Raw genomic sequence first — 19,773 nt, forward strand, 5'->3', positions numbered from 1 at the left:
CCGTGGTAGCAACCTTAAAAGCTAGGTTGATGCTGACTCAACCGTTTGGCTTCAAAATCTAGGTGAGCACCAAATTCTGGTTCTTGCATAAGCGTGGTCAAGTGCTGTTTAGCAAGATGTGTGCCACTTTGCTGTGCCGCGTCAATAAAGCGTTGACGGGCTGCTTCAATAGTTAACGATTGTGGCAACAAGTCGCCAACGTTCATCATGGTGCCAGGATCGACATCAGGGAAATCCCATTTATTTTCTTCGTGGCCCAACCCCACGGTGTAGAAATCGTGAATTAATTGAGCACGGGCATTTTGGTTACCATTCACGCTCAGATATAACATAATGACGGTGCCACCATTTCGGCGTCGTTGAGACATGCCGGCAATCTTATGCCCATTTACACTCAGGTCGTAGGTGCCTGGACAGTAGGAACGAGCGACTTCGCCAGCATCAATGGGGAGTTCAGGAAATGCCCGATCAACAAGTAACTTCATTTGTTCATACGCATCATCGACGCCTAGTTTGACCAAACTGGGTGGGAAAAAAAGGCTGATGTTGAGAACACCGGCGTCAGCTACCACAGCTAACCCACCGGAATTACGGATGAATCCGCTGTAACCATGATCTGTGAGCACTTTGTGAGCAGCAGACAAATGCGGCACATCAGCGTCGCGAAGCCCCATGATCACCGTGTTGTCGAGTAACCAGAAGTGGAGTAAGGGCTGATTTTCATGTTCAATAAGACTAAGTAGCACATTCATGTTTGAAAATGTCGCTAAGCCGTCAGCTTGTTTGAAATGCTGCGACAGTAACATTGTTGTCGGCGCAAGAGCAAGTGCGTCAATCATGTAATCACCTGATTTCTTAACGTTTTGTGGATTGCAAACGAAATGAATGGGCTCATATTAGTGAGTCCGTTTGCTAATTTATTATCTATATCGATCTCATTTATAAGAATAGCTAAACGCAACTGCTTTCATTATACCGAATCGCGCTGGGGTCTGCATTATTGAAAGCCATTGAGCCCAATTTTCAAAATGAAAAGGACCAAGGTTTCATTAATGGTAATTTATCTAAAAAGCGTTATAATTTCTTACTGACATTCAATGCGTTTTATGGAAAATTTCAAATAACACTGGGAGGTAGATTTGTGGCACAACAATTTGAACAGGCTGTCACCGTTCATTTATTGACCAACATTACACAAGATGATGACACCGAGCAATTTGACTTTGATTTGCCAGGCCGCTTGGTGATTGTGAATGACAACATTTATTTACGTTATGTTGAAGATGACAATGGTCAGTCGACGCCAGTGACGTTTAAGCTGAATGGTGAAAACGATGTAGTCTTGACGCGTTCTGGTGAAAATGGTCTAAAATTTCATTTCCTAACCGGAAAGGCAGTCACGACTCAATATCGGACGCCTTATGGGGTTATGGCCGTCGAAGTTGCAACAACTGATCTTAGTGTCAGGTTGAGTGATGATTTATCGGCAGGCCGAATTGCCATCGATTACCAGTTGTTGGCCGGCGAACAATTAATCGGTGATTATCAAATTAGATTGCATTTTACAGCTTAAGACCTTATGATAAGATGTACACTCTCGAAAGGACGGGCCTGATTTTGGAACTTAAAATTTTCGAAGGTCAAAATAAGAAAGAATTGTCGATGATTGAGGTTGCGCACGCAATTCTCTCACAACACGGAGAAGCCATGGGCTTTGCCGACTTAACTAACCAGGTACAACAGTACTTGGGCAAAAGTGACGAAGAAATTCGTGATCGTTTTGCACAATTCTATACGGACCTAAATGTCGACGGTAGTTTCATTTCACTTGGTGACAACACATGGGGACTCCGTACTTGGTACGCGTTTGACTCCATCGATGAAGCCACTATTAATGGTGAAGAAGACGAGGATCAGCCAAAGCGTAAGAAACGCCGTAAGGTTAATGCCTTTCTGGCTGACGCTGCCGACGACGATGATGTTATCGACTACGATGATGATGATCCTGAAGACGATGACTTTGGTCAAGATTCTGATGACGATGTTGATGGTGCTGACACTCAAGATAACGATGAGGACAGCGATGATGACGATGCTGAAAATCAGGCTACCGAAGAAGACTTGCCAGATGGTATCGAAGGTCAATTAGCAGAGTTAAGTGATGAAGATGATGACGACGATGAGGATGAAGAAAACGATGATGACGACGAATAACTAACGCGTCGTTTGTTCGTTCGAGCCAGTAATAAAATTACCGGATAAAATCCTTGACGTTATGACTTGAAGTCGGTATTATATTTTTTGGGCACCGTTCAGAAGAACGGGCACGTTAATGAAGACTTTAGTTGCTCCCAATTCAGATGAATTGGGGGCTTTTTCTTTGTTTAAGGCTTCCCCGAAAAAACAAAAGGAGCGTTTATTTAGATGACCAAATACATTTTTGTCACCGGTGGTGTGGTTTCGTCAATTGGGAAAGGGATCGTTGCTGCGTCCTTAGGCCGTTTGTTAAAGAACCGTGGGCTCAAGGTTACGATTCAAAAGTTTGATCCTTACATCAATGTTGACCCAGGAACGATGAGCCCATACCAACACGGTGAAGTGTTTGTGACAAATGATGGGACCGAAACGGACCTTGATTTAGGCCACTACGAACGATTTATCGACATTAACCTGAATAAATACTCAAACGTCACGACGGGGAAAATTTATCAAGAAGTTCTACAAAAAGAACGTCATGGAGACTACCTTGGCGCGACGGTTCAAGTTATTCCGCATATCACTAACGCAATTAAGGAAAAGATCATGCGTGCTGGTCAAACGACTGACGCGGACGTAGTGATCACAGAAATTGGTGGTACGGTGGGTGACATTGAATCCTTACCATTTATTGAGGCCCTACGTCAGATGAAGACTGATGTTGGTAGTGACAATGTTTTCTACATTCACACAACTTTGATTCCTTATCTGCGGGCTGCTGGTGAAATGAAGACCAAGCCAACACAACACAGTGTTAAGGAACTGCGTGGTTTAGGCATTCAGCCAAACATGTTGGTTGTCCGGACGGAAAAGCACATCACCCAAACGATGCGGAATAAGATTGCGTCATTCTGTGATGTTGATCCTGAAGCTGTTGTTGAATCGATGGATGTGCCGACAGTTTACACGGTGCCATTGGCTTTACAAGACCAACATATGGACGACATTGTCTTAAACCACTTTAAGTTGTCCGCTCCGGAAGCAGACATGAGTGAATGGCGTAAGCTTGAACAACATGTTCAAAACTTGCACAAGACGATCACCATTGATTTGGTTGGGAAATACACTGACCTACAAGATGCTTATATCTCTGTCAACGAAGCCCTAAAGTCAGCCGGCTATGTTGTTGATGCTGATGTTAAAATTAATCATTTTAACTCAGAAGAAATTAACGCAGATAACGTCGATTCCGTTTTGGCTGAAGCAGATGGCATTCTAGTTCCTGGCGGTTTCGGTAATCGTGGTATTGAAGGTAAGATTTTGGCCATCAAGTATGCACGTGAACATGACATTCCGTACTTGGGCATTTGTCTGGGGATGCAGATGGCTTGTGTTGAGTTTGCCCGTGACGTGGTTGGCCTGAAAGATGCTAACTCAACGGAAATTAATGCAGACACACCATACCCAGTTATTGATTTAATGCCTGATCAAGAAAACATCGATGATCTTGGTGGTACACAACGGTTAGGCGCTTACCCGTGCAAGTTGAAGCCAGGTACTTTGGCTGCCTCAGCTTATAACAACGAAGAAGTGATTTCCGAACGTCATCGTCACCGTTATGAGTTCAATAACAAGTTCCGCGACCAGTTAGCCGCCAAGGGTCTGGTATTCTCTGGGACGTCACCTGATAATCGTTTGGTAGAAGTGGTTGAATTACCAAGCAACAAGTTCTTTGTTGCCGCACAATACCACCCAGAATTCTTGTCACGGCCAAACCGTCCTGAAGGATTGTTCAAGGCGTTTGTGAAGGCTGCTGATGATGAACACATTGCCCGTCAGTAAGTAGTAGGCAACTAAAAGTGCAGGCAATCTGACAATGTAGATTACGAAAAACCGATAGTGCCAGATAGGCACAGCACTTCGAGAAAGTTTGTTGAGGGACAGATACGTCCTTAACAAACTTTTTATTTTGCACAATTTTTCTAGATGTTTCCATTTAAGTCAACAGTGGAACCAGAATGCCGTTAAACAGGCAATTATTAAACGATTTGACTGGTAAATGATTAAGCAGTAATGAAAAAGTTTCTAAAAATATACTGAGAAGCCAGAAACAGTGTTGTCTTTTTGCCATTCGTTCATTAGTATGGAAGATAATTGTGCTCCCTTTATGGTTGAGCCATGGTAAATCTCAATACGAATTAGTTGCATGAATGAAAGAGGAATAACGCATGAAATCGATGATCATCCAAGGAGGCAACCCACTGTCAGGCGAAATTACTATTGGCGGCGCCAAAAACAGTACGGTTGCACTAATTCCCGCTGCTATCCTGGCTGATACCCCGGTTCAATTTGATTCTGTTCCGGACATTTTGGATGTACATAACTTGATGGCCATCCTCGAATCAATGAACGTTTCATCACACTTTGAAAATGGTGTGCTGGATATTGATCCAACGCATATCGAAGAAAATGTTTTACCAGGTAAGGCAATTAAGAGTTTGCGTGCGTCTTATTACTTTATGGGAGCCTTACTGGGTCGTTTTAGACGGGCCACTGTATCGTTTCCCGGTGGTGACAATATCGGCCCTCGACCAATCGATCAACACATCAAGGGCTTTAAGGCCTTAGGTGCAGAAGTTACCGAGATTGACGATTCTGTTCATATTGATGCCAGCAAGGGTCTTCACGGCGCACGTGTATTCTTAGACATCGTGTCTGTCGGCGCTACGATGAACATCATTTTGGCTGCCGTAAAAGCTGATGGTTTAACGGTGATCGAAAATGCCGCTAAGGAACCAGAAATCATCGATTTGGCAACGTTCTTAAACAACATGGGCGCTAAGGTGCGCGGTGCCGGGACAGATGTTATTCGAATCGAGGGTGTGTCACAATTAAAGGCGACTAACACCCATACGATTATTCCTGACCGTATCGAAGCAGGTACGTACTTATCGATGGCGGCTGCAGTTGGCGCAGGTGTTAACATTCAAAACGTCATTCCTGAACACTTGGAGGCTTTCACCGCTAAGTTAATCGAAATGGGCGTCAAGATGGACATCAGTGAAGACAGTATTTATGTGCATAAATCCGAAAAGCTTAAGCCAATTCAGGTTAAAACCATGCCTTATCCTGGTTTTGCAACTGATTTGCAGCAACCGATCACACCGCTGATGGGTCGGGCAGATGGTGCCAGCATCATTATCGACACTATCTATCCTGAGCGAACAAAGCACATTCCTGAACTTAACCGAATGGGCGAAAACATTCGGTTGGAAAACAACATGATTGTTGTCAACCACTGTGATGATTTAACTGGGACCATTGTCGCTGCCGGCGAAATTCGCGCAGGGGCTTCATTGGTAATCGCTGCCTTAATGGCTGAAGGACGTACAACCATTACTAATGCAGAAAATATTTTGCGTGGTTATGATCGCATTTCCGATAAGCTTAAGGCACTTGGCGGTCATATACAGATCATTGAAGATACAGATGCAGGTGTTTTCGAATACTAGGCCGATATTGGCTTCGTTAAAGACGTCCGGTCGTTGTTTTTACAAGTTTGTTAATGACAATCTTGAACAACGATTGCATCGTTCAAACGCGGATTTGTTTGCTACAATTATAAATTATTGAGTCAAACCAACTCACAATTATTATTGTCGTCGACTTGCGCATACGCTTAATCCATGCTATATTACTAAAGTTGATTATATGTAACTATGACTCAGCAAATGACTCATGGCAAAGGAGATATTACAATGAAACAAGGCATTCATCCAGATTACCACCAGGTTGTGTTCATGGACTCAACCACTGGCTACAAATTTATTTCTGGTTCCACTGCTACTTCTCAAGAAACAACTGATTGGGAAGACGGCAACACTTACCCATTGATCCGTGTTGAAATCACTTCTGATTCACACCCATTCTACACTGGTAAGCAGAAGTTCACTCAAGCCGATGGTGCTGTTGACAAGTTCAACAAGAAGTATGGTTTGAAGTAAGCAAAATTGAATCAATCTTAAGCTCTTGTCTGCGACTTTACGCTGATAAGGGCTTTTTTTATTTTTCCATGTGCAAATTAAAAATTGTAGGGATAAGATAAAAAGGCACTAATATTTAACTCAGAAAGAGGTATTTATGGATTCAACGACAACTAAAGTACCACGCTTCGTGTTGTTCTCAATTGTAGGAACAGCGTTACTTTCATTTTGTGGGATTTTAACAGAAACCTCGATGAACGTAACTTTCCCAACGCTGATGCGGCAGTTTCATATTTCTATCGGTGCCGTTCAATGGCTAACAACTGGCTATTTACTTATTGCTTCGTTAGTGATGATTATGGCGTCATATATCCACAAACGGTTTACATTCAAAGCAACATTCGTTACAGCACTTGTATTGTTTGTCGTTGGTTTGGTGGTTTGTGCAGTAGCTACGTCTTTTCCAGTTTTGTTGATTGGACGGCTGATTGGCGGGATTGCGACTGGGTTGTGTACGCCCGTGATGTTCGGCATCATTACGCAGTTTGTTCCCGGCGCTAAGATGGGCCGTTACATGTCGATTGGCGGCATGATTTTGGGCTTTGCGCCAACTGTGGGACCTACATATGGTGGTTTGGTGCTGTACTACATGGGGTGGCGAATGATCTTCTGGATTGTGTTACCGATTGTGGCGGTTTCGTTCCTGTTTGGATATTTCAATATTCGCCAACGTGTCGGCACTCAACCGGCGCACTTCGATACGTTAGGATTTACGTTGATTGCGGTGGCATTTATTACCATTTCTTTAGGCTTCAACGATGCATCTAAACATGGCTGGAGTAGCCTCGGATTCTGGGGTCTAGTCCTTGTTGGGATAATTGCTCTGGCTAGTTACGGCTGGTGGGCAACAAGGACAGCTCAACCGCTGATCAATATTGCGATTTTCAAACGGCGAACCTTCGTGCTCAGCTTTTTAACCTACTTGAGTCTGCAATTGAGCAATATTGGCTTGGGCTTCCTTTTGCCAAACTATGCACAGCTGGTCATTGGGGCAAACGCGATGACGGCCGGGTTACTCTTACTGCCAGGTAGTGTCTTACGGACAATATTGATGCCACTCGGTGGTTCTTTACTCGATCGTCGTGGACCACGCGTGCCGATTTTAACGGGACTGGTATGTTTGATGATTGCGATGGCTGGTTTTGTGTTGAGCGCCGGTCACCTGTCCGTGGGGTGGATCATCGGCATTTACATTATTTACAGTGTCGGATTCTCGATGACCTTTAGTAATACGTTGGCAAACGGCATGCAACAGTTGTCGCCTAAACTTATTGGGGATGGCAACGCGGCATTTAATACCATTCAGCAGTACGCTGGTTCTATTGGGACCGCTGTGATGGCAACGGTTGTGGCAATCAGTCAAAATCAGGCGGGCAAACTGTCTTCGGTTGAGGCCACAGCACGTGGCGGCCTGCACGATTTCATCATTTTGTTAGTGCTCACGATTATCATGATTGTACTAGCTAGTTTTAATTTCAAATTTCAGCAGCAGGATAAAAAAGCTTAATCTGTTTGACAAGTTAGTTATTTGTTCAGTTTAATCAAAAATCCCGGCAACCGTGAAAACATGGCTGTCGGGATTTTTAGGACATTTATGTTAACGGCTTAATCCCTTAATGAGCGAGTATTAAACCTGAACAAAACTAGATTTAACGCAACAATCACGCCGGTTGACAGGAACACGGCCCCGTAACCAAACGCGCCAGACACAGTTGACCCAATCATGGGGCCAACAATGCTCCCCATGGCCATGAATGATTGATTCCATGAGAATACCCGGCCAGTGGTAGAAACAGGGGAGTTTTTTGCTAATAACGTTTGAACGGCTGGCATCATCGTGGCGTCGGAAATCCCAATCAGAAAACGGAGCCCACCTAGTTCCCAAACATTTCGGACAAACGCCATCGGAATGAATACACAGATGGCAAAAATGAAGCCGATGGTCAAAATACGTTCCGTGCCGATGCGGTCACCTAACACACCTAAACGTGGTGCGGCGATGATGGTTGCAATGCCTGGTATAGCGGCCACAAGTCCGGCTACTAAGGAAACAGAGCCTTGACCGTGGAGCAGTTGCCGGACGTACAAACTAAGGATTGGACTGATAGACTGATTGGCAACTTGAATAATCATGGTGGTGATCAGCATGCCTAAAATGATCTGGGGATGTTTGAAGGAATGAATAACGTCTTTTGTTGAATTGGCGGCGCCTTTTTCAACAGGCGTGAAGTGTTCGTGCACAAACAACCAGCTTAAGAAAAAGACGATCAGTAACAAACCGCCTGTAATGAAGAAAGTTAAGCGATAACCGAAGCTGGCTGCTAATGTCCCACCGAGCAATGGCCCCAGCAGGTTGCCGGCAGTGAAACCGGTAACGAGTGTTCCCAATGCTTGACCAGAGTGCTCTTTTGGCGATTCTGTGGCTACTAGAGCATTGGCGTTTGAAATGTAACCAGAAAAGACACCTTGAATAAAGCGAAGGCCAATCAATTGCCAAACATTGGTCACAAGGCCCATAGCGCCAAGCACAATGGCCATTCCCAGTGATGCCCGCAGAATCATCAGTTTGCGACCCTTACGATCAGCGAGTCGGCCCCATAATGGGGAAACAATGGCGGTAACTAAATATGTAGCGGAAAAAGTGATCCCGGAATAGAAATTAAGCTGAGCTGTTGAAAAATGGCCGAGCGTATCAATATACAGAGACATAAATGGCATGATTTCGCTAAAAGCCATGCCGGCAATAAACGTGCCAAACCAGAGGACAAAGATATTTTGTTCCCATGGTAGGCGTTTACGGAAAAGCTGCTGTTTAAGATGTTTGATCAATCGATTTCCTCCTTGAGTGGCACTTTACTTTAACTTGGATGGGTAATGTGGTATTTTTTCGTTAGCAAATAAATAACAAGATAATATTCTACACCTATTTTGTTAGGCATGATGACAAACGTTTAGGTGGTAAATACAGATGTTACGTTGAAGGGAAAATTTAATGGCTCAAAAAAAGCATCAAAAAGGATCATCTGTTTGGCGGTGGTTTCGTGGCATACTTTTTGTTCTGCTAGTCGCAGTGTCGCTGGTTCTCATTTTTAATGGGCCTATCACCAACTGGTTGGTCAAAACATACCGGCCAACGATCACACGCACAGATGTTAAAAAGAATGAAAAAACTAAGGGTAATTATGATTTTCGCAGTGTGAACTCATTAGATTTGAAGACAGCTGCCCAAGCCCGTGCTAACCATAAAATTAAGGCGATTGGGTTAGTGGCCATTCCGTCGATCAAACTAAATCTGCAAATTGTTAATGGTGTTTCAGACGCTGATTTAGCATTAGCTACCGGGACCCTAAAGCCAGACCAAGTAATGGGACAGGGTAACTATGCCATTGCTGGTCATCGCATGGATCAAAAGGATGCCATGTTTAGTCCGTTATTCTGGAAGAGTCGGGTCGGTCAAAAAATTTATTTGACGGACTTGACCCATGTTTATGAATACAAAACTACGGAGCGAAAGTTCATTAAAGCGACTCGCGTTGATGTTGTGAATGATGTCCCCGGTCAAAAGTTGGTCACGCTGATTACCTGTGATGCGACGGGAGCCAATCGTTTGATGGTCCGCGGTTCCTTAGTTCACAGCTATGACTGGAAAGACGCTCCGGAGGCCGCACTAAAAGGGTTCAGTTACAAACAAAAGGTCGAAACGATTGCATCATAATTCCTGTTTAGACATTGTGATGCTGCCGCTGTGTCAGTGAGAAACGCCATTCCGTGGGACCGGTCTCAGCCCGCGTTGCGGTCTTCGACCTCGCCTTTGAACCCAAGCCCAGGTTTCAAAGCGCGTCCTACAACACTAAATGGCATAACCCGTGCCATTAAGTGTTGTCGACACGGAATTCTGTTTCTCACTGACTCCGCTTTTGTTGACGTTTAGTTAAGCTATGAGTGAAGCGATCATATTGAAGGCTTGTCACTTTGGTTAATCAAATAAATTAAGATCTTCTGTAGAGTTAATAATGTTGAGTGATTTCAATATGAGCTGAAGGGCGGTCAGCATTGAAATCAAGGTATGAAAGTGCTGTTGATTCGGTGGGTTTTGCCGAATTTACAGCACGGACGGTCGCGAAGACTCAGGGGTGTTGAGGCTTCGCGGCGAGGTGAGAGACCGTGATTTTCGGGCTCGAACCGGTCCCATGCCAGAATTTCAATACTGGCCAACCGTAGGCGACAGTCACCGATCGTCAAGTCAACTCCAAATACAGATAAAAATGACGCTGATTCTCAACTTGGAGAGTCAGCGTCATTTCTGTCAGTAATAAAACGATGTTGGGTTAGTGATTGGCAGCGACAACCTTGTCCAGCCAGTAAGGAAGGACCTCGCTGAGCTGTCTGTAGGTCAATGCAAAATTATGGGAGTACCAGGGATCCGGAATCTCCTGGCCAGCCTTACCGGGAACGATTTCGTAGGCCATGTGGACCTTTGATAGATCTTCAGTAGGCGTTAGTTGTTTTAAGTTGGCTAAGTTTGAACGATCCATCGTAATAATCCAGTCAGCCCAAGCAAAATCTTTGGCAGTGATTGGCCGTGAATGAAGGCCCTCTGCGCTTAAGCCATGTTCGGCTAACATATGAACGGCTCCGGGATGCGGGGGATTACCTTCTTCCCGGCTGCTTGTTGCCACAGAATCAACATTAATCTTCTCAGATTGTCCGGCTCCCGCCACTAAATGGCGAAAAATTACTTCTGCCATCGGAGAGCGGCAGATATTGCCTAAACAGACAAATAATACATTTTGCATAGGTTCCTCCAAATGAATAACGTGCTTAAATGGCTTGTTTATAGTAGTTCCTGCGTTTATTTTGCCGTGATTAATCGACTAATGCAAGCTTAGTGAATTTTTGATTATGTCGCTCACATGGTATAATCTGTTTCGACTGCAATAGTAGTTTGCAACAAGTTGATGATTAACGCAATTTAATAAATTAAGTAATTATGGATTCCATAACATCAACGCTAGTATCCAGAGATGCGCCTAGAGTGCGCAACGAGAGGTAAAAGATGAAAATGCAATTAGCTGAAATCGCAGCAGCGGTGGATGCACAAAATGAATTGGGCGATTGGTCATCAGTAACGGTGACTTCTGTCCACTTTGATAGTCGTCAACTAACGGCGGGGGCTTTGTTTGTGCCACTTCCCGGTGAACATGATGGTCACGAATTCATTGCTGGAGCGCGTGCACATGGCGCCGTTGCCAGTTTATGGGCAGTTAGTCGGGCTGCTGAAGCACCTGCTGACTTCCCGGTATTGCTGGTGGACGATCCGTTGACTGCAATGCAGGCGTTAGCCAAGCATTGGCTATCAAAAATCAATCCACAAGTGGTTGCGATTACAGGTAGTAACGGTAAGACAACGACAAAGGACATGACTGCCAGCGTTTTGGGAACGGAATTTAATGTCGTTAAAACATACGCTAACTACAATAATGAAGTCGGTGTGCCATTCACTGTGTTATCGATGGATGCCAACACTGAAGTGTTAGTTGTTGAAATGGGCATGGATCGGTTTGGTCAGCTCGATTTCTTGAGCAAGCTGGTTCAACCAGATGTTGCTGTGATCACAATGATCGGTGAAGCACACATTGAATTCTTTGGCACCCGAGACAAGATTGCCGATGCCAAGCTAGAAATTACGCATGGCCTTAAGGATGATGGTCGATTCGTCTTTAATGGTGACGAACCATTGTTGACGAAACGGGCAGAGAATGTGTCTAACGAACACGTGACGTTTGGCCAACAGAGTTCCAATCACTTATATCCGACAAGCATTGAACAGGACAACGAGTTCCACCAAACGACGTTCAAGGTCAATGCCTGGCCAGAAGAAACGTTTAAGATTCCGTTGTTGGGTGATTATAACGTCAATAACGCATTGGCTGCCTTAACGGTAGGTCGGCTGTTCCATATTCGGACGGCTAACTTAGTCAAAGGACTTGCCAAGGTCAACTTAACGTCTAACAGAACAGAATGGTTGACGGGATTAGCTGGGGAAGCTATCGTGAGCGATATTTACAACGCCAACCCGACGGCGATGAAGGATGTTCTAACGATGTTTGGTGACACGCCTGCAGCTGGCCGTCATGTTGCTGTGCTAGGCGATATGTTGGAGCTTGGCGATAATGCTGATGAATTACACGCCTCAGTTGCCGAGGCGTTAGATCCGGCGAAGATTCAAACATTGTATCTGATTGGACCACACATGAAGGCGCTGGCGGACAAGGTAACGGATCGCTATGCAGCTGATCAACTGCATTATTATGAGAATGATCAGAAAGCGCAGCTAACGACCGATTTAATGGCCGATTTAACTGAAAGCGATGAAGTGATGCTTAAAGCAAGCCACGGTGAACATTTGGAGACCGTTCTAAATGCGCTGCAAAACGGCGTGGCACAGGCATAGTTAGGCAAACTTGCTGGGAGGGTTAATTAAGTTTAACGACTGAGTTAATACTCTTAGTTGCCAAACGACCGCTCGCGCGTTAAACTATTACAGTTGCGTTTTTTAGCGTATATGAATGAAAATTGAATAACACACACAAGAATAACAAATCAAAACGGGCATCCCCACGCGTTAGCAGACGGATTTTTGCTAGTGTCGATGAAACCTTTTGATTTGAGGAGGAACTAATTTGAAGTTTGCAGAACTAGGCCTTAACAAGGCGCTATTAAAAGCCATTGATGACAGTGGCTATGAAGAAGCTACCCCAATCCAGGCAGAAACCATTCCGTTGGTTATGCAGGGATTGGATGTCATTGGTCAGGCCCAAACAGGGACTGGTAAAACGGCTGCGTTTGGGTTACCAATCTTGGATAAGATTGATACTGAAAATCCAAACGTCCAGGCATTAATTGTGTCACCAACACGTGAGTTGGCGATTCAAACTCAAGAGGAACTTTACCGCTTGGGTAAGCATGAACATGCCCGTGTTCAAGTTGTTTATGGTGGTGCAGATATTCGCCGTCAAATCAACAGCTTGAAGAACCACCCACAGATTGTTGTGGGGACTCCAGGTCGGTTACTGGATCATATTAACCGGAAAACAGTTCGTTTGGATCACGTTCAGACATTAGTGTTGGATGAAGCCGACGAAATGCTTGATATGGGTTTTGTGGATGATATTGAAAGTATCATCAAGCAAGTTCCAGAAAAACGGCAAACATTGCTGTTCTCAGCTACCATGCCTGATAAGATCAAACGGATTGGGGTTCAGTTCATGAAGGAACCTCATGAAGTACGGATTAAGGCGAAGGAACTGACCACTGACCTAGTTGATCAGTTCTACGTGAAATCAAAGGAATATGAAAAGTTCGATTTAATGACACATCTGTTCGATGTGCAGGATCCGGACTTGACCATTGTCTTTGGTCGCACGAAGCGCCGAGTTGACGAATTGTCTAAAGGATTAGAAGCCCGTGGCTACAATGCTGCTGGGATTCATGGTGATTTGACGCAACAACGTCGTTCACAGATTCTTAAACAATTCCGTGACGGTAAGCTAGACATTCTGGTTGCGACTGATGTTGCGGCCCGTGGTCTGGATATCTCCGGTGTCACTCACGTTTATAACTATGATATTCCACAAGATCCAGAAAGCTATGTTCACCGGATTGGTCGTACTGGCCGTGCCGGTCATCATGGGACAAGTTTGACGTTTGTTACGCCAAACGAAATGGATTACTTACGTGAGATTGAAAAGCTCACCAAGGTGCGGATGCTGCCCCTCAAGCCACCGTCAGCTGCCGAAGCTTTTGCTGGTCAATTATCAGCTGCTGAAAACAAGGTTGCGGACTTGGTTAAGGAAACAGATACATCCAAGTTTGATAAAGAGGCTACTGAATTACTGGATCGTTATGATGCAGAAGAATTGGTTGCTGCTTTATTGAGTAACTTGACACCTGGTGATGAACACGACACACCTGTTCACATTACGCCAGAACGCCCATTGCCTAGTCGTCATGGTGGCGGTCGGGGCAATGGCCGTGGTGGTCGTGGTCACGGTGGCTATCGTGGTAATAACCGCAATGGTCGTAACAACCGGAACTCACATGAACGCGAAAACGGTAACCGTGGTCGTTTTGATCATAAGTCAGGTTCCCGTAACAACAGTTCACGCAATAATAGTTTCCGGAACGGTGGAAGCAGTAATCATGGTGGCAACAAGCATGGTTATTCAATCAACCATAAATAAGATAATAACTGCATGAATCAGTCTGAATGGCTAATTCTCTGCAGGGTGAGGATTCAGCGACACGTCACGTGGAGCTGAATCCTTTTTTCATCGGTCGTTTTTTCGCTGTGTCAGTATGCTATAATTTCGGTTAGACGTTCATGAACAGTGAATTTACTTAACCACGCGTTGTGGTGTGATTAAGCTTTGCGGAGGTTCGGATGATTTACGGAACGGGCATTGATTTAACAGAAATTAATCGGATTCAAACACTAAGGCAACGTTTTGCGGCATTTGTGCCTAAAGTTCTAACGCCTGCTGAGCAAGACGTTATGAATAAGTTGAAAGGTCAGCGTCAAAATGAATTTTTGGCTGGCCGCTTTTCTGCTAAGGAAGCCTATAGCAAGGCCTATGGGACTGGTTTAGGCAGCGCCGTTGGCTTTCAAGATGTTGAAATTTTGGATGATGATGAGGGCAAACCGCATCTTACCAAACAGCCGTTTGACGGGCCAGCTCATATCTCCATTTCGCACACTGAAACGCTGGTCATGACAGAAGTTATTTTAGAAACCGTGGATTCGACACGGTAACATGAAAGAAGCGATTAATACGGTACCTGCACAGATTATTGGTTTACACCGACCAACAGTGGCCCACGTCAATTTAGCGGCCATTCGTCATAATGTAGAAGCAGAATTAAAACGGACTAAGCCAGGTACGGAAATGTTTGCGGTTGTAAAAGCGAACGGGTACGGACATGGCCTTATTGAAGCCGGCCAGGCATGTTTGGAAGCCGGCGCAACAGGTTTGTGTGTCGCTATTTTGGATGAGGCACTGACATTACGGGCGGCCGGAATTACTGTGCCAATCTTAGTGCTCGGTATCACTCAGCCCCAGTGGGCCGGTCTCGCAGCTGAACAGGAAATTTCGTTAACGGTAGGTGATTTAGATTGGTTGACGACAGCCTTGCCGCTGTTGGCAGAGGCCCAGGCTGCGCCACTGAAGATTCATCTCGGTTTGGATACGGGGATGGGTCGCATTGGTTTCCAAGAACCGGCCGCTTTAAAAACAGCTGTCGATTTCCTGAAGGACCATGAGGATGCATTTATCTTTGATGGCATTTTTACCCACTTTGCAACGGCTGACGAACAGGATACGACGTACTTCAATACGCAGTGTCAACGCTGGCAAGCATTTATGGCAGTTCTACCAGAAAAGCCCCGTTATGTTCATGTTTCGAACACAGCTACGTCATTATGGCACGATGCTTGTAACGGCAACATGATTCGCTTTGGCGTGGGCATCTATGGATTGAACCCGTCTGGCGGCTCAATCACTGCGCCTTATTCGTTGGAGCCAGCATTGTCGTTGACGACTCAGTTTGCGTTTGTCAAACATCTGGCGGCGGGCAAATCAGTCAGCTATGGTGCTACTTATACGGCTAAGGAAGATGAGTGGGTCGGTACTTTGCCAATTGGCTATGCTGATGGGTATCCACGGCGAATGCAAGGATTTCATGTTCTTGTTGATGGTCAAGCCTGTGAAATCATTGGTCGTGTTTGTATGGATCAGTTAATGGTTCGTTTGCCACACGAATATCCAGTTGATACGCGTGTGACGTTAATTGGTCAGGATGGTGAACAAACGATTACAATGCAGGACGTTGCTGATTACGCTGGGACGATTCATTATGAAATCGCCACCACCTTGGGCATGCGGGTTCCGCGGGTGTATGAAAACCGGTAAGGATTGGTAAAACGGAATATTACATTTCTGAATTGCAAACGACATTCTGTGGGCTTCATGATAGAATGGGTTTACCAAGTTGATTGGTAGTTGTAAAGATGCGGGGGAGTTAGCCATGGCAAGTGATGCACATCAGGTCCCAGTGAGTTTTAACGATACAACACTGACGGACCTTAAAGCATATTGTGAATTTTTTAGTGTTGATCAGGACCAGCTAATTAACACTGTCTTGTGCCATTTTTTAGAAAACCATGAGTCTGCTGATTTAAACAAGTTAGCTCAGGGCTACTTAGCTATGGGTCAACTGAATGAAGAAATCGCAGATGAGTTTTCTGCGTCTGAGGCAGAGGCCTCCAGACTTGACCAATAACCGTAACGGGTTAACATTGGTTTAGGAGCTGAATGCTCCGCCTACATATTTTGAAGAGGGTGTCCCAATTGGCAGCAGTTGAAGTTAAACGGGGCGACATATTTTACGCAGATTTATCCCCAGTCGTGGGATCTGAACAGGGTGGCATGCGCCCTGTTTTAATTGTGCAAAACAACATTGGGAATCATTACAGTCCAACGGTGATTGTCGCCGCTATTACAGCAAGAATCAGTAAACCAAAAATGCCGACACATATCGGTATTCCGGCGGATCAAAACGGAGTGGGCAAGGATTCAGTTATCTTGCTTGAACAAATTCGCACGATTGACAAGCAACGTTTACGCGATCGCGTGACGCATCTCGATAATGGCGCCATGAAGCGTGTTGATCATGCGCTTGGTATCAGTGTTGGTTTAGTCGAACGAAATTAAATTTAAAAACGAGCATTCATGAGTTTCAAATTCTCATGGGTGCTCGTTTTGTGTTTGGACAGTTTCAGTGGCACTGGTCTAACCTAGGTTTTGCTTTCGCCTCCGGTTGGCCGCTTTTGAAATCGATTGTGGGACCGGTTCAAGCCGGAAGTGCACCGTCTTTCACCTCGCCGAAAAGCCTCGTGAAAGGCCGAGTCTATTCGATCGTCCGTGATGTAAATCCGAAAAATGCATTCGGATTAACATCACCTTCACAATCGGTTTCAACGCGGCCGCCCTACGGCTGATGTAACAGCAGGTTGCCACTAAAGCGACAAATGCTTCACGCAAATACGAATTACAAGCTGTGCATCGATGTGCATCGACGACCAGGCCGTTGCTACATTCCCAACGCTGAGTGAGAATAGCCGACGATCAAATACCGTGCTAATAATGGCGTTCTTCATTAACGGTGCTTTTGAAATTGTTGCTGGTTCTTGATGATTGCAAAAGGTGTGATGGTGAAGTTACTTAAATTTAGTAGCTGGAAGGCGTCAGTGTTGAAACCGACTGTGAAGGCGGCGTTAATTCGGTGAACTGTCCGAATTTAGGCCGCGGACGAGCTTTGAGACTTCGGGTTATGAAGGCTTAAAGTCGAGGTGGAAGACTGCGGAGCAGGCTGAGACCGGTCCCCACAGGAGGTTTCAAAAACTGACAACTGGAAGCGGACGGGTAAAACACTGCAATTAAATTCTTAGGAGTAGCATCCAACAAAAAATCAGGTAACAGACCGACGTTTTCGTCAATTTGTTACCTGATGTTATTGAATAGTCATCTAACAGGCGGCTATTCTGTTTTTAAGTTTTCAACTTCCGACACACGGAACTGTTTGCGATTCAACGCTTTGATGATTTTCTCGCAACGTTCTTCGTCCACATCAGCAGGAAGGGTAAACAACGTCCGGTGAACGAGTTCGCCAGCCTGCACATCCAGGGTCATACATGAAGCGATGGACGTGTATTTAGTAATGATCTTCGACATGTTTGTCAAATCGCCGCGTTCACCTTGTGACACAACGGTTAAAACATAACTTCCAACGTTGAAGTTCCAACTCTGTGACAGCATGTCTAGCAGTCGAGTATGGGTCAAAATACCGTAAAAGTAATTATTTTCATCCAAAACAGCGATGTAAGGCAAATCTTTAATTGAGAAGAACACCTTGAAGAAAGCATCGTTGATGGAAATAAACTTAGTCGCATTTTTTAATAGTGTCGTTACAGGTAGGCTCATGTCACCACCACGAGACTTATGACGGTAAATGTGCATCTTGTAAATGTTACCGCGGAAAATTTTGCCAGTTTCATCTAGAATGGGCACACAACGAAAGCCCGAATCTTCGAGAACCTTCAGAGCTTCTTCCAATGACACATCTTCGCGGACGGTCGTGATGCTCTCGTAGGGTTTAACGAGTGTTTTTAATAACATAGGTGTTCCTCCAAAAATTAAAAAATGATAAGAATAGTTGCAATCATCATACCACATTCAAGACCCAAAAAGGGGACTCGTAAATTTATAATTCGTTTGCAATGACCTGACCGTTAACGGCAAAACCCTTTCGGACAAAAAACGCCGATGCCCGGATCTCCAAGCATCGACGCCTCAAATATTTCAAAGACTATTGATTACAAACCAGTTTCCTTAAAGCCGTTTTCACGAACTTCTTTTAAGGTTGCTGCGGATTTGCGCATCTTGTCCATTTCACTGTCAGACAATGGTACTTCCACAACGTGGTCTAAACCTTCACCGTTAATAACGGCTGGCGTACCAATGAAGGTATCAGTCAAACCGTATTGGCCGTCTAATGCTGCACCAACAGGTAAAATAGCATTTTCGTCACGTAAGATGGCACGTGAAATCCGCATCAAAGCAGTGGCAACACCGTAGAAAGTTGCGCCCTTGCGGTTGATGATTTCGTAAGCCTTGTTACGAGTTTCGTCTTCGATCTTTTCAAGTTCTTCACGAGAAACACCTTGGTCTTTAGCAATCATTGATAATGGCTTACCAGCAATTGTTGCTTCGTCCAAGTTAGCGAATTCTGAGTCACCGTGTTCACCCATGATAAAGGCGCTAACGTCACGTGCGTCAACGTTAAATTTCTTACCCAAAGCAACACGTAAACGTGATGTATCCAAAGAAGTACCAGAACCGATGACGCGGCTCTTGTCGAACCCGGAGAACTTCCATGTGGCATAAGTCAAAATATCGACTGGGTTTGCAGCAACTAAGAAGATGCCTTTGAAACCTGAGTCAACAATCGGCTTAACAATAGTTGATAAAATCTTGAGGTTCTTGTTAACCAGGTCCAAACGTGTTTCGCCTGGCTTTTGTGGTGCGCCAGCTGTGATAACAACTAGGTCAGCATCCTTAGCATCGCTGTATTCACCAGAGTAGATCTTCTTTGGTGAAACCCAGGCAAGCGCATCTTCAAGATCGAGTGCGTCCCCTTCAGTGTGGTCTTTAAGGATATCAACAATGACGAATTCTTCTGCGAGTCCTTGTTGTGCCATGGCGAATGCGTAACTGGAACCAACAGCGCCATCGCCGACTAGTACAACTTTTTGATGATTTGCAGCCAAAATAATCATCCCTTCACAATATAAAATTTTATTTTGAAACCACTGTCATTATATCATAGGGGACTTTGTTAAATACAGGAATAAGTCGTTTGTCATGAGGTTCTAATGAGTGTGGTGCACCAGCGTTTGTGCTATAATTGACGCCTAGAT

General features: G+C 44.8%; 18 protein-coding genes. 13 read left to right on the forward strand and 5 right to left on the reverse strand.

Annotation, left to right across the window (positions count from 1 at the left end; genetic code table 11):
- Positions 1 to 14: 14 nt before the first annotated feature.
- Positions 15 to 839 carry a lipoate--protein ligase family protein gene (locus GB992_RS09990; protein WP_161002310.1) on the reverse strand — a complete coding sequence of 275 codons (825 nt, stop codon included), beginning with the start codon at positions 837 to 839 and terminating at the stop codon, positions 15 to 17.
- 302 nt (positions 840 to 1,141) lie between these two features.
- On the opposite strand from GB992_RS09990, the gene GB992_RS09995 reads away from it, so the two are divergent.
- From GB992_RS09995 to GB992_RS10020, 6 genes are all read left to right on the forward strand, one after another.
- Positions 1,142 to 1,573: a DUF1934 family protein gene (locus GB992_RS09995; RefSeq protein WP_161002311.1), complete on the forward strand. Its 432-nt coding sequence runs from the start codon at positions 1,142 to 1,144 to the stop codon at positions 1,571 to 1,573.
- Positions 1,574 to 1,617: 44 nt separating this feature from the next.
- The gene (gene rpoE / locus GB992_RS10000) at positions 1,618 to 2,214 is read left to right on the forward strand and encodes a DNA-directed RNA polymerase subunit delta (protein ID WP_161002312.1); all 597 of its coding nucleotides are present in this window, start codon (positions 1,618 to 1,620) and stop codon (positions 2,212 to 2,214) included.
- A 210-nt stretch (positions 2,215 to 2,424) separates the two neighbouring features.
- On the forward strand, positions 2,425 to 4,038 hold the full coding sequence (gene pyrG / locus GB992_RS10005; RefSeq protein ID WP_161002313.1) for a CTP synthase: 1,614 nt from the start codon (positions 2,425 to 2,427) through the stop codon (positions 4,036 to 4,038).
- A 386-nt stretch (positions 4,039 to 4,424) separates the two neighbouring features.
- Entirely contained in the window at positions 4,425 to 5,708 is a 1,284-nt protein-coding gene (gene murA, locus GB992_RS10010; protein ID WP_161002314.1) for a UDP-N-acetylglucosamine 1-carboxyvinyltransferase, read from the forward strand.
- 246 nt (positions 5,709 to 5,954) lie between these two features.
- Positions 5,955 to 6,200, forward strand: a complete 246-nt coding sequence (locus tag GB992_RS10015; protein WP_017260504.1) for a type B 50S ribosomal protein L31 — start codon at positions 5,955 to 5,957, stop codon at positions 6,198 to 6,200.
- Positions 6,201 to 6,336: 136 nt separating this feature from the next.
- Positions 6,337 to 7,746 (forward strand): DHA2 family efflux MFS transporter permease subunit, encoded by a 1,410-nt coding sequence (locus tag GB992_RS10020; RefSeq protein WP_161002315.1) that lies wholly within the window; start codon positions 6,337 to 6,339, stop codon positions 7,744 to 7,746.
- Between the two features lie 98 nt (positions 7,747 to 7,844).
- Here the strand turns inward: GB992_RS10020 and GB992_RS10025 are convergent, their stop codons facing one another.
- Positions 7,845 to 9,068: a multidrug efflux MFS transporter gene (locus GB992_RS10025; RefSeq protein ID WP_161002316.1), complete on the reverse strand. Its 1,224-nt coding sequence runs from the start codon at positions 9,066 to 9,068 to the stop codon at positions 7,845 to 7,847.
- 163 nt (positions 9,069 to 9,231) lie between these two features.
- On the opposite strand from GB992_RS10025, the gene GB992_RS10030 reads away from it, so the two are divergent.
- Positions 9,232 to 9,954 (forward strand): class A sortase, encoded by a 723-nt coding sequence (locus GB992_RS10030; protein ID WP_161002317.1) that lies wholly within the window; start codon positions 9,232 to 9,234, stop codon positions 9,952 to 9,954.
- 613 nt (positions 9,955 to 10,567) lie between these two features.
- On the opposite strand, the gene GB992_RS10035 is transcribed toward GB992_RS10030, so the two are convergent.
- Positions 10,568 to 11,035: a low molecular weight protein-tyrosine-phosphatase gene (locus GB992_RS10035; RefSeq protein ID WP_161002318.1), complete on the reverse strand. Its 468-nt coding sequence runs from the start codon at positions 11,033 to 11,035 to the stop codon at positions 10,568 to 10,570.
- Positions 11,036 to 11,295: 260 nt separating this feature from the next.
- Between GB992_RS10035 and GB992_RS10040 the strand changes: the two genes are divergently transcribed.
- From GB992_RS10040 to GB992_RS10065, 6 genes are all read left to right on the forward strand, one after another.
- Positions 11,296 to 12,693 carry a UDP-N-acetylmuramoyl-tripeptide--D-alanyl-D-alanine ligase gene (locus GB992_RS10040; RefSeq protein WP_161002319.1) on the forward strand — a complete coding sequence of 466 codons (1,398 nt, stop codon included), beginning with the start codon at positions 11,296 to 11,298 and terminating at the stop codon, positions 12,691 to 12,693.
- 229 nt (positions 12,694 to 12,922) lie between these two features.
- Positions 12,923 to 14,482: a degradosome RNA helicase CshA gene (cshA, locus tag GB992_RS10045; RefSeq protein WP_161002320.1), complete on the forward strand. Its 1,560-nt coding sequence runs from the start codon at positions 12,923 to 12,925 to the stop codon at positions 14,480 to 14,482.
- 200 nt (positions 14,483 to 14,682) lie between these two features.
- Positions 14,683 to 15,051, forward strand: coding sequence for a holo-ACP synthase (gene acpS, locus GB992_RS10050; protein ID WP_017260497.1), 369 nt, complete (start codon positions 14,683 to 14,685; stop codon positions 15,049 to 15,051).
- 1 nt (position 15,052) lies between these two features.
- A complete protein-coding gene (alr, locus tag GB992_RS10055; protein WP_161002321.1) occupies positions 15,053 to 16,207 on the forward strand; it encodes an alanine racemase in 1,155 nt (384 codons plus the stop codon).
- 115 nt (positions 16,208 to 16,322) lie between these two features.
- Positions 16,323 to 16,577 (forward strand): hypothetical protein, encoded by a 255-nt coding sequence (locus GB992_RS10060; protein WP_017260495.1) that lies wholly within the window; start codon positions 16,323 to 16,325, stop codon positions 16,575 to 16,577.
- A gap of 68 nt (positions 16,578 to 16,645) precedes the next feature.
- Positions 16,646 to 17,008, forward strand: coding sequence for a type II toxin-antitoxin system PemK/MazF family toxin (locus GB992_RS10065; RefSeq protein WP_017260494.1), 363 nt, complete (start codon positions 16,646 to 16,648; stop codon positions 17,006 to 17,008).
- A gap of 825 nt (positions 17,009 to 17,833) precedes the next feature.
- Here the strand turns inward: GB992_RS10065 and cbpA are convergent.
- Both cbpA and GB992_RS10075 read right to left on the reverse strand, forming a co-directional pair.
- Entirely contained in the window at positions 17,834 to 18,472 is a 639-nt protein-coding gene (gene cbpA / locus GB992_RS10070; RefSeq protein WP_017260492.1) for a cyclic di-AMP binding protein CbpA, read from the reverse strand.
- Between the two features lie 197 nt (positions 18,473 to 18,669).
- Complete coding sequence (locus tag GB992_RS10075) at positions 18,670 to 19,632, reverse strand: L-lactate dehydrogenase (RefSeq protein WP_017260491.1); 963 nt, start codon at positions 19,630 to 19,632, stop codon at positions 18,670 to 18,672.
- Positions 19,633 to 19,773 lie beyond the last annotated feature (141 nt).

The sequence above is a fragment of the Furfurilactobacillus milii genome, assembly GCF_009863985.1.
Classification (GTDB): domain Bacteria; phylum Bacillota; class Bacilli; order Lactobacillales; family Lactobacillaceae; genus Furfurilactobacillus; species Furfurilactobacillus milii_A.

What these genes read in the sequence shown, in the direction of transcription:
- alr (WP_161002321.1), top strand. Translation starts at nt 15,053, where the DNA reads ATGAAAGAAGCGATTAATACGGTACCTGCACAGATTATTGGTTTACAC.
- GB992_RS10030 (WP_161002317.1), top strand. Translation starts at nt 9,232, where the DNA reads ATGGCTCAAAAAAAGCATCAAAAAGGATCATCTGTTTGGCGGTGGTTT.
- pyrG (WP_161002313.1), top strand. Translation starts at nt 2,425, where the DNA reads ATGACCAAATACATTTTTGTCACCGGTGGTGTGGTTTCGTCAATTGGG.
- GB992_RS09990 (WP_161002310.1), bottom strand. Translation starts at nt 839, where the DNA reads ATGATTGACGCACTTGCTCTTGCGCCGACAACAATGTTACTGTCGCAG.
- acpS (WP_017260497.1), top strand. Translation starts at nt 14,683, where the DNA reads ATGATTTACGGAACGGGCATTGATTTAACAGAAATTAATCGGATTCAA.
- GB992_RS10035 (WP_161002318.1), bottom strand. Translation starts at nt 11,035, where the DNA reads ATGCAAAATGTATTATTTGTCTGTTTAGGCAATATCTGCCGCTCTCCG.
- GB992_RS10060 (WP_017260495.1), top strand. Translation starts at nt 16,323, where the DNA reads ATGGCAAGTGATGCACATCAGGTCCCAGTGAGTTTTAACGATACAACA.
- GB992_RS10015 (WP_017260504.1), top strand. Translation starts at nt 5,955, where the DNA reads ATGAAACAAGGCATTCATCCAGATTACCACCAGGTTGTGTTCATGGAC.
- cbpA (WP_017260492.1), bottom strand. Translation starts at nt 18,472, where the DNA reads ATGTTATTAAAAACACTCGTTAAACCCTACGAGAGCATCACGACCGTC.
- murA (WP_161002314.1), top strand. Translation starts at nt 4,425, where the DNA reads ATGAAATCGATGATCATCCAAGGAGGCAACCCACTGTCAGGCGAAATT.
- GB992_RS10020 (WP_161002315.1), top strand. Translation starts at nt 6,337, where the DNA reads ATGGATTCAACGACAACTAAAGTACCACGCTTCGTGTTGTTCTCAATT.
- GB992_RS10075 (WP_017260491.1), bottom strand. Translation starts at nt 19,632, where the DNA reads ATGATTATTTTGGCTGCAAATCATCAAAAAGTTGTACTAGTCGGCGAT.
- GB992_RS10040 (WP_161002319.1), top strand. Translation starts at nt 11,296, where the DNA reads ATGAAAATGCAATTAGCTGAAATCGCAGCAGCGGTGGATGCACAAAAT.